8 protein-coding genes are annotated in these 7,633 nt (G+C 67.1%); 5 read left to right on the top strand and 3 right to left on the bottom strand.

Annotated elements, in window-relative coordinates:
• The 3 genes from RR49_RS00420 to RR49_RS00410 form a co-directional block, all read left to right on the top strand.
• The coding region (locus RR49_RS00420; RefSeq protein WP_483819035.1) for a Pycsar system effector family protein at positions 1 to 581 on the top strand (581 nt) is incomplete at its 5' end.
• A 10-nt stretch (positions 582 to 591) separates the two neighbouring features.
• Positions 592 to 1,320 (top strand): adenylate/guanylate cyclase domain-containing protein, encoded by a 729-nt coding sequence (locus RR49_RS00415; RefSeq protein WP_045245762.1) that lies wholly within the window; start codon positions 592 to 594, stop codon positions 1,318 to 1,320.
• 221 nt (positions 1,321 to 1,541) lie between these two features.
• Complete coding sequence (locus RR49_RS00410; RefSeq protein WP_045245760.1) at positions 1,542 to 1,925, top strand: hypothetical protein; 384 nt, start codon at positions 1,542 to 1,544, stop codon at positions 1,923 to 1,925.
• A 193-nt stretch (positions 1,926 to 2,118) separates the two neighbouring features.
• Here RR49_RS00410 and glnA read toward each other — a convergent pair whose 3' ends face one another.
• Positions 2,119 to 3,543, bottom strand: a complete 1,425-nt coding sequence (gene glnA / locus RR49_RS00405) for a type I glutamate--ammonia ligase (RefSeq protein ID WP_045245759.1) — start codon at positions 3,541 to 3,543, stop codon at positions 2,119 to 2,121.
• A 136-nt stretch (positions 3,544 to 3,679) separates the two neighbouring features.
• Here glnA and RR49_RS00400 point away from each other — a divergent pair, with 136 nt between their 5' ends.
• Complete coding sequence (locus RR49_RS00400) at positions 3,680 to 4,081, top strand: RDD family protein (protein ID WP_045245758.1); 402 nt, start codon at positions 3,680 to 3,682, stop codon at positions 4,079 to 4,081.
• A 32-nt stretch (positions 4,082 to 4,113) separates the two neighbouring features.
• Here the strand turns inward: RR49_RS00400 and RR49_RS00395 are convergent, their stop codons facing one another.
• Positions 4,114 to 4,821, bottom strand: coding sequence for a DUF4191 domain-containing protein (locus tag RR49_RS00395; RefSeq protein ID WP_045245757.1), 708 nt, complete (start codon positions 4,819 to 4,821; stop codon positions 4,114 to 4,116).
• A 114-nt stretch (positions 4,822 to 4,935) separates the two neighbouring features.
• Here RR49_RS00395 and RR49_RS00390 point away from each other — a divergent pair, with 114 nt between their 5' ends.
• Complete coding sequence (locus RR49_RS00390; protein WP_045245755.1) at positions 4,936 to 6,237, top strand: hypothetical protein; 1,302 nt, start codon at positions 4,936 to 4,938, stop codon at positions 6,235 to 6,237.
• A 6-nt stretch (positions 6,238 to 6,243) separates the two neighbouring features.
• On the opposite strand, the gene sucB is transcribed toward RR49_RS00390, so the two are convergent.
• The coding region (gene sucB, locus RR49_RS00385; protein ID WP_045245764.1) for a 2-oxoglutarate dehydrogenase, E2 component, dihydrolipoamide succinyltransferase at positions 6,244 to 7,633 on the bottom strand (1,390 nt) is incomplete at its 5' end.

Genomic DNA, 7,633 nt, shown 5'->3' with positions numbered 1-7,633 from the left:
CAACGAAACCCGCCCCCACGAAGCACTCGCCTGGAACCGCCCCCTCGAGGTCCACCTCGGCCTCGCCGACCCGACAACCCCGACCTTTCAACGCGAAGAAATCCTGCCAACTACTTGACGCGGGACACTCGGACGCCAAGGCAGGGGTGACTCTCGCTTTCGTTGGTGTTCTCGGCACGATGCTGTTCAACCTCGTCAGGGAGTTCACGCAGCGCTCTCTCATCTTCGATGTGATTGTCGTCGCTGCGTGCGCGCTCCTGGTGCTGACCGCGGCGCTCTGCGGCTGGACTCTGACTCCGCGCGTCAACGACAAGGACGCTGCCCCCGAAGCAATCAATCGCGTCTTCTTCGCAAGCATCGCCCGACATTTCAAAGGCGACCGTCCCGGCTACACGGAAGTGCTGGGCACGCTGACAGCGGATCCGCGCGAACTCGTCCGGGACCTCGCTGATCAGGTCCACGCGAACGCAAAGATCGCGACGCTCAAGGCGAAGTACGTGAAATGGGCGATCCGGTCGGCGCTAGCGGCTGGCGCGTGCGTCGCGGCGGTCGCAATCATCGTCGGGATTGAAAGCATCTGAGGACGGGAACATGGACGGCAACTACAAGGCGTACAGCTACACGAGCAGTTCCGACCGGATCAAGGCGATCCTGGATCAGCCCGCAGGAAGCTTCGAGGAGGTCGACGGGCTGCCCGATCGGGACAAGCTCACGTTCACGAACGGGTTCTATGGAATGTGCTCGGCGGTCTTCATCGACATCCGAGACTCTTCTGGGCTCACCGCGAAGCACAAGCGTCCGATTCTCGCGAAGATATATCGCGCGTTCATCTCTGAGATGGTGGCGGTGCTGAACTCCGATCTGTACGTTCGGGAAGTGAATATCGTTGGGGACTGCGTCTGGGCTGTGTACAAGACCACGCAGAAGACGCACATCGACGATGTGTTTGGCATTGCCTATCAGGCGAACACACTCATCAAGCTCCTCAACCACCACTACGCGAAGAAGGGGATCGACCCCCTGAAGATCGGCATCGGCGTCGACTACGGCCGAGTGCTCATGATCAAGGCGGGATTCAGCGGCAGCGGAATCAACGATGTCGTCTACATGGGCGACGTCGTCAACCGCGCCGCTCACCTGGCACACGAAGCAGGCAGAGGGTGGGCCGATCCGATCTTCGTAGGCGGCGTCTTCGAGCAGAATCTCAACGACCACAACAAGGCACTGTTGACTTCTCGATATGTGAACGGCCTCGGGACGGTCCACACTGGCAACGTCGTGAGCACTTCGATGAACGATTGGGTCGACACCCTCAGCTGACGGGCTCCGAGCTGATGAGGTTCGGCCGCCGCTCCTCCCGGCCGTTGTCCTCCTCGCAGAGTGACTTGGCGCGGAACCTTCCGTGTGTCCGAGGTCGGGCTTACCCTGGGTGTCGAGGTAGTAGCCACGATTTCTAGGTCGCTTGCGACGGTCCCCTCGGACGCTCACCACATGATCTACCTCCTCGGCGGAGCTACGCACCCTCTCAGGAGGCGGACATCATGCTCCGACTGTTCTGGAATCTCAGCATCCGGGTTCGGCTGTTCCTGCGGACGTACATGCCGACGAACATCCTGCTCAACGCGCTGCGGACGCGCCGCGGACTGAAGTGGGGTGTGCCCGCCATGCTGATCGCCGTGCCGTACCTGCTCGGCGCGTGGCTGCTGACCGTCTGGATCGCCGATGGCGGGCCGGGGTGGCTGAACCTGCTCGTGCTGCTGTTCATCTGGAACGCACTGAAGTTCCTCGTCAACGGCCCGATCACGCTCGTCATTCTGATCCGGGCTCGCCTCGCCGAGCGGCGCGACGGCCGACTCGTCGAGCGCGAGTCGGCAGCTTACGCGGCGGGTGACGACCTTCCCGTTCTCACCGCGACGCGACTCTGACCCGGACGCATCGGGATCGCCAACGGCACTGCAAGAGCGGCCAGCGCCCTGTCCGAAAACCTGTCCGTTTACTGTCCGTAGCCGTCCGTAAACGTCCAGAGGTAGACTGAGCCCCAGACGGCAACTGCCGCCTGGGGCTCAGTAAATTGCTGGTCTCAAGAACCGGAAGTGTGGCTCTGAGGGCCTCCCGGAATCAGACCCCGAAGTACAGCTCGTACTCGAACGGGTGCGGACGAGCGGCCAGCGGCTTGATCTCGTTCTCGATCTTGTACTCGATCCACGTCTCGATGAGCTCGGGCGTGAACACGTTGCCCTTGGTCAGGAACTCGTGGTCGGCACGCAGCGCCTCGAGCGAGTCGAGCAGCGAGTTCGGGACCTGCGGGATGTTCTTGGCCTCCTCGGGGGGAAGCTCGTACAGGTCCTTGTCGACCGGCTCGTGCGGCTCGATGCGGTTCTGGATGCCATCGAGACCGGCCATGAGCTGGGCGGCGAAGGCGAGGTACGGGTTGCCCGAGGCGTCGGGCGCACGGAACTCGATGCGCTTGGCCTTCGGGTTGGTGCCCGTGATCGGGATGCGGATGGCCGCCGAGCGGTTGCCGGCCGAGTAGACCAGGTTGACCGGGGCCTCGTAGCCCTTGACCAGACGCTTGTAGGAGTTCAGCGTCGGGTTGGTGAACGCGAGCAGCGCCGGCGCGTGGGCCAGGATGCCGCCGATGTACCACCGGGCGACGTCCGAGAGCCCGCCGTAGCCGGTCTCGTCGTAGAACAGCGGCTTGCCCTCGAGCCACAGCGACTGGTGGGTGTGCATGCCCGAACCGTTGTCGCCGAAGAGCGGCTTCGGCATGAAGGTCGCGACCTTGCCCCACTCGAGAGCGGTGTTCTTGACGATGTACTTGAACTTCAGGATGTCGTCCGCCGCATGCACCATCGTGTCGAAGCGGTAGTTGATCTCCGCCTGGCCGCCGGTGCCGACCTCGTGGTGGGCACGCTCGAGGATGAGACCTGCCTCGATGAGCTTGAGCGAGATGTCGTCACGCAGGTCGGCCTGCTTGTCGACGGGGGAGACCGGGAAGTAGCCACCCTTGTAGGGGGTCTTGTTCGCGAGGTTTCCGCCCTCTTCGACGCGGCCCGAGTTCCAGGCGCCCTCTTCGGAGTCGACGGCGTAGAAGCTCGAGTTCTGCTTCACCTCGTAGCGCACGTCGTCGAAGATGTAGAACTCCGCCTCGGGGGCGAAGAACGCGGTGTCGGCGATGCCGGTCGAGGCGAGGTACTTCTCCGCCTTCTTGGCGACCTGACGCGGGTCCTTCGCGTAGATCTCACCGTTGCGCGGGTTGTAGATGTCGAAGAGCATGATGAGCGTCTTCGCCTCGCGGAACGGGTCGAGGTAGGCGGTCGACACGTCGGGGATGAGCTGCATGTCGGACTCGTGGATGTTCGCGAAGCCGCGGATCGAGGAGCCGTCGAACAGCTGACCGACCGTGAAGAAGTCCTCATCGACGGTCGCAGCGGGAATGTTGAAGTGCTGCTGGACACCAGGGAGATCCGTGAACCGGATGTCGAGGAACTTGACGTCCTCGTCCTTGATGAACTTCAGCACCTCGGATGAATCACTGAACATGGAGACTCCTGAGGTAGGGCATTCGGGAAGTTCCGCCCGCCACCGGCGGGACGCATCCGAAACTATCGACGGGGCGTTGCCCGGCGATATCTCGGATGTTTCGGGCATGTTACGCGACGCTGTCTAGGCTGTCGGCGTGAGTGATGAGCGGACGACTTCAGCCTATCCGGGTGCGCGCCTCGGACTTCCCGAGACCGGCCGGCTGAGTATCGCGCGGTTCGGTCGACGGCTCGGTGGGTACGCGATCGACGCAGCGCTGTCCGCGCTCATCTCCTTCGCGTTCTTCCATTACAGCGCGGTCGCGTCGCTCGTCATCTTCGCTCTGCTCCACGTGCTCTTCATCCCGACCATCGGCGGCAGCCCCGGGCACCGGCTCGTGGGCCTGCGGGTCGTGAAGGCGACCGGCGGATGGATCGGTCTCTGGCGCCCGGTCGTGCGCACCGTACTGCTACTCCTGCTCTTTCCGGCGCTCATCTGGAACGTCGATCACCGGGGTCTGCATGACGTCTTCGCGGGCACGATGATCATCCGCTGGTGATCGTCACCTGCGGATACGCCTGAGTGCGCCGATCAGCGCGGGCGCGGTGCCCGCGCCTTGAGCGGGTCGACGCCCTTCGGGATCGGCAGCGACGAGAGCCCCCGCGAGACCGAGTCGAGACGCTTGATGACCGCCGCCTGCGTGCCGCGGTCGATCGCCTTCGGCAGGCGCTTGATGGTCGTGGCGAGCTTCGAGATCGCGACGTCCTCGTCGCCGTGGCCGACGTAGAGCACTGTGACCGGCACGCCCGATGCGACGCGCTGGATCTTGGACTTCTCATCGGCGACCAGACGTGTCAACCGCCCTCGCGCACCCTCGGCGACGATGACGACACCGCCGCGTCCGATCGCGCGGAAGACCGCATCCTGCGAGCGGGGGTTGACACCGACGGGCGACTCGCCGCCCTGCCAGTTGCGTCCGAGCGCCGTGGAGAGCACGTGACCGGACGCGCCCGGCATCCCGTCGATCTTCTGGTACATCGCGCGCGTCGACAGCCGAGTCATGGTCATGAGGGATCCGAGCACACCGAACATGAGACCCGTGACGCCCCAGAGGATGACGCTCCACCCGGCGACGGGCGGGATCAGGAAGCCGACGCCGACACCGATGAGGATGCCGAGCACGATCACGCCCGCGATGAGCCATCCGAGCCACGGGTACACCTCGCGGGTGAACCGGAAGAGCGTCTGGATCTGGGAGAGGAAGCCGGGGCGCTTCTCGGGAGACGTGCTGCGTGCCATGCGGAACAGCCTACCGGCGCGTCGCCTCCTCCCCACCCCGCCGACCGGCATGGTCGTGCCACGACTCCGCGCGCGGAGCGTGGGCACCGAGCACGAAGGGCGCAGTCTTGCCGCATGTCCCTGCTCGACGACCGTCTCGTGATCCTCCGCCTCGTCGCTCCGCCCCGGGCACCCTGGCCGGGCGCGCTGGCCCGCGACGTTGACGGGGAGACGTTGCATGTGGTCGACACCGCCGTTATCGGCGAGCACTGGCGGGGAGGTGACGAGGACGGCGGGCACGTTCTCGGCCTCCGCGACATCCGGCGGCGTCCCGATGGCCACGACCTCCTCGTCGACGCATGCGACCGTGCGCTGGGCACTGTCGTGGATGCCCTGCCTGTCGGCGACGCGGGCCTCGGTGCCGCCGTGACGATCGCCGTCGGCGTGCTGCGCGGCATCCATGCGGAGCATGTCCGCGGCCATGGTGAGCTGTGCGCGGGATCCTGGTGGGTGACGACGAGCGGCCGCCCGGTGTTCGTGCATTCCGCCGGCGACGGAATGGTGACCGACGGCGCCCACGTCATCGAGCAGCTCGCCGCCATCGGCGGCCCGGGCGACCTGTGGGCGGATGCCGCGGCTCTGTGCCGCGTCCGACGTCTCGACGACGAGGACCTTCGCGCGATCGAGGAACGGCTGTTCGCCGCTGCGACACCTGCCGCGCTGCCGGACGCCGACACTCCGCTCGCGCGATCAGACCGCGCACAGATCGCACCCGAGGACGACGATCACCGTGCGTCGTGGTGGAGCCCGCTCATCGCCGGTGTCGACGGTGACGTGCGTGGCTGGGCCGGCGCGGTACGCACCGCTCTCGGCCGTGCACGACAACCACGTCACGCGAGTGTCTCGCTCACGGCGCCGCACACGGCCCACGGGTCGCCTCTCACATCAACCGCGGCGCGGCGCGCTCCGCGCGGACGACTTGTCGCCGTCGCCGCGGTGACCGCAGGCGCGGTCGCCGCGCTGGGGCTGCTGTGGCCGCGCGAGGCCCCGACGGCGACGCCGAGCATCCTGACTCCGGCCGATCCGACACCGACCGCCATATCGACCGCCGAGTCGGCGCCGACCTCGCCATCTGCCGCTGCGGCATCGGTCGGCCCGACCACGGCGGCGGAGGCCGTCGCGGCGCTCCTCGCCCTTCGGCGGGAATGCGGCGATGAGTCGTGCCGCGCCGCCGTCACCGCGAGCGCGGTCGATGTGCCGCACGGCCCGGTCGATGCATCGGATGCCGTCGTCGAGCTGATCGATGACTACGGGGGAGTGGTCGCTGTGCGCGTCACCGCGGCATCCGTGGCGGGCGTCCAGCTCGTCACCGCCGTCTACGACAGACAACGCTGGCTCTTGCGAAGCGTTGTCGACGCACCGCAAGAGCCAGCGTGAGTGGGGTCAGATGCCGAGGTCGGCCTGGAACGCCGCGGCCTCGAGACGAGCTTTCACCGCTCCGAGGAAGCGCGCAGCGTCGGCCCCGTCGATGACGCGGTGGTCGTACGACAGAGCGAGGAACACGTACGAGCGCACGGCGATCGCGTCGACGCCGCCGACCTTCACGACACCGGGACGCTTGAACACGACACCCGTGCCGAGAATCGCGGACTGCGGCAGGAAGACGACGGGGGTGTCGAACAGCGCTCCGCGCGAACCGGTGTTCGTGAGGGTGAACGTTCCGCCGCCGAGCTCGTCGGGCTTCAGCTTGTTCTCACGGGTGCGGGCCGCCAGGTCCGCGATCTCCGCCGCGATCTGCGCGACGTTCTTCGAGCCCGCGTCGCGCACCACAGGGGTGAGGAGGCCACGCTCGGTGTCGACCGCGATGGAGAGGTTCTCGCTCGCCGGGTAGACGATCTGGTCGCCGTCGACGGTCGCGTTGATGACCGGGAACGCCTGCAGCGCCTCCGCAGCCGCGAGGGCGAAGAAGGGCAGGAAGGAGAGCTTCTGACCTGTCTTGGCCTGGAAATCACCCTTGACGGCGTCGCGGAACGTCGCGAGGTCGGTGACGTCGACCTCGACGACCGTCGTGAGCTGCGCGGTGGCCTGCATCGACGCGACGGCGCGCTCGGCGAGAACCTTGCGCAGACGCGACATCGGCTGGGTGGTGCCGCGCAGCGGCGAGACCTCGAGCGTGGGCGCAGCCGGGGCCACAGCGGCGGCCGCAGGTGCGCTCGTCGCCGACTCGGCGGCCTTGAGCACGTCCTCCTTGCGGATGCGTCCACCGACGCCCGAGCCCTTGACCGTGGCGAGATCGACACCCTGCTGCTGCGCGAGACGACGCACGAGCGGCGTCACGTAGCTGACATCGTCGCCCGAGGCCGCCGCCGCAGGAGCGACAACCGGGGCCGGTGCAGCGACGGGAGCCGGAGTGACCGGAGCCGCAGCGACCGGAGCCGCAGCGGCGGGAGCAGGGGCGGGAGCCGGCGCGGGAACGGCTGCCGGCGCAGCGGCCGCAGGAGCCTCCGGGGCAGCGGCGGGGGCGGAGGCCCCATCGCCGATGCGGGCGAGCGCGGCGCCTACGGCGACAGTCTCGTCCTTCTGCACCAGGATCTCCTGCAGCACACCGGCGAACGGAGCCGGGATCTCGGTGTCGACCTTGTCGGTCGAGATCTCGAGCAGCGGCTCGTCGACCTCGACCGAGTCGCCGATCTGCTTCAGCCAGCGCGTGACGGTGCCTTCGGTGACGCTCTCACCGAGCTCGGGGAGCACGACCTCCTTGCCGCCGGAGGCGGCCGGGGCGGCAGCGGCGGGAGCTGCAGCGGGAGAAGGCTCCGCCGCGGGGGCCGGGGTC

Origin of the sequence: Microbacterium ginsengisoli, from assembly GCF_000956535.1 — a bacterium.
Lineage (GTDB): Bacteria > Actinomycetota > Actinomycetes > Actinomycetales > Microbacteriaceae > Microbacterium > Microbacterium ginsengisoli.
Note: the sequence above shows the minus strand (reverse complement) of the source record. Positions and strands in the feature narration are given on the sequence as shown.

Excerpts from the sequence above, each read along its gene's own strand:
- RR49_RS00395 (WP_045245757.1), bottom strand. The coding sequence starts at position 4,821 with ATGGCACGCAGCACGTCTCCCGAGAAGCGCCCCGGCTTCCTCTCCCAG.
- RR49_RS00390 (WP_045245755.1), top strand. The coding sequence starts at position 4,936 with ATGTCCCTGCTCGACGACCGTCTCGTGATCCTCCGCCTCGTCGCTCCG.
- RR49_RS00410 (WP_045245760.1), top strand. The coding sequence starts at position 1,542 with ATGCTCCGACTGTTCTGGAATCTCAGCATCCGGGTTCGGCTGTTCCTG.
- glnA (WP_045245759.1), bottom strand. The coding sequence starts at position 3,543 with ATGTTCAGTGATTCATCCGAGGTGCTGAAGTTCATCAAGGACGAGGAC.
- RR49_RS00415 (WP_045245762.1), top strand. The coding sequence starts at position 592 with ATGGACGGCAACTACAAGGCGTACAGCTACACGAGCAGTTCCGACCGG.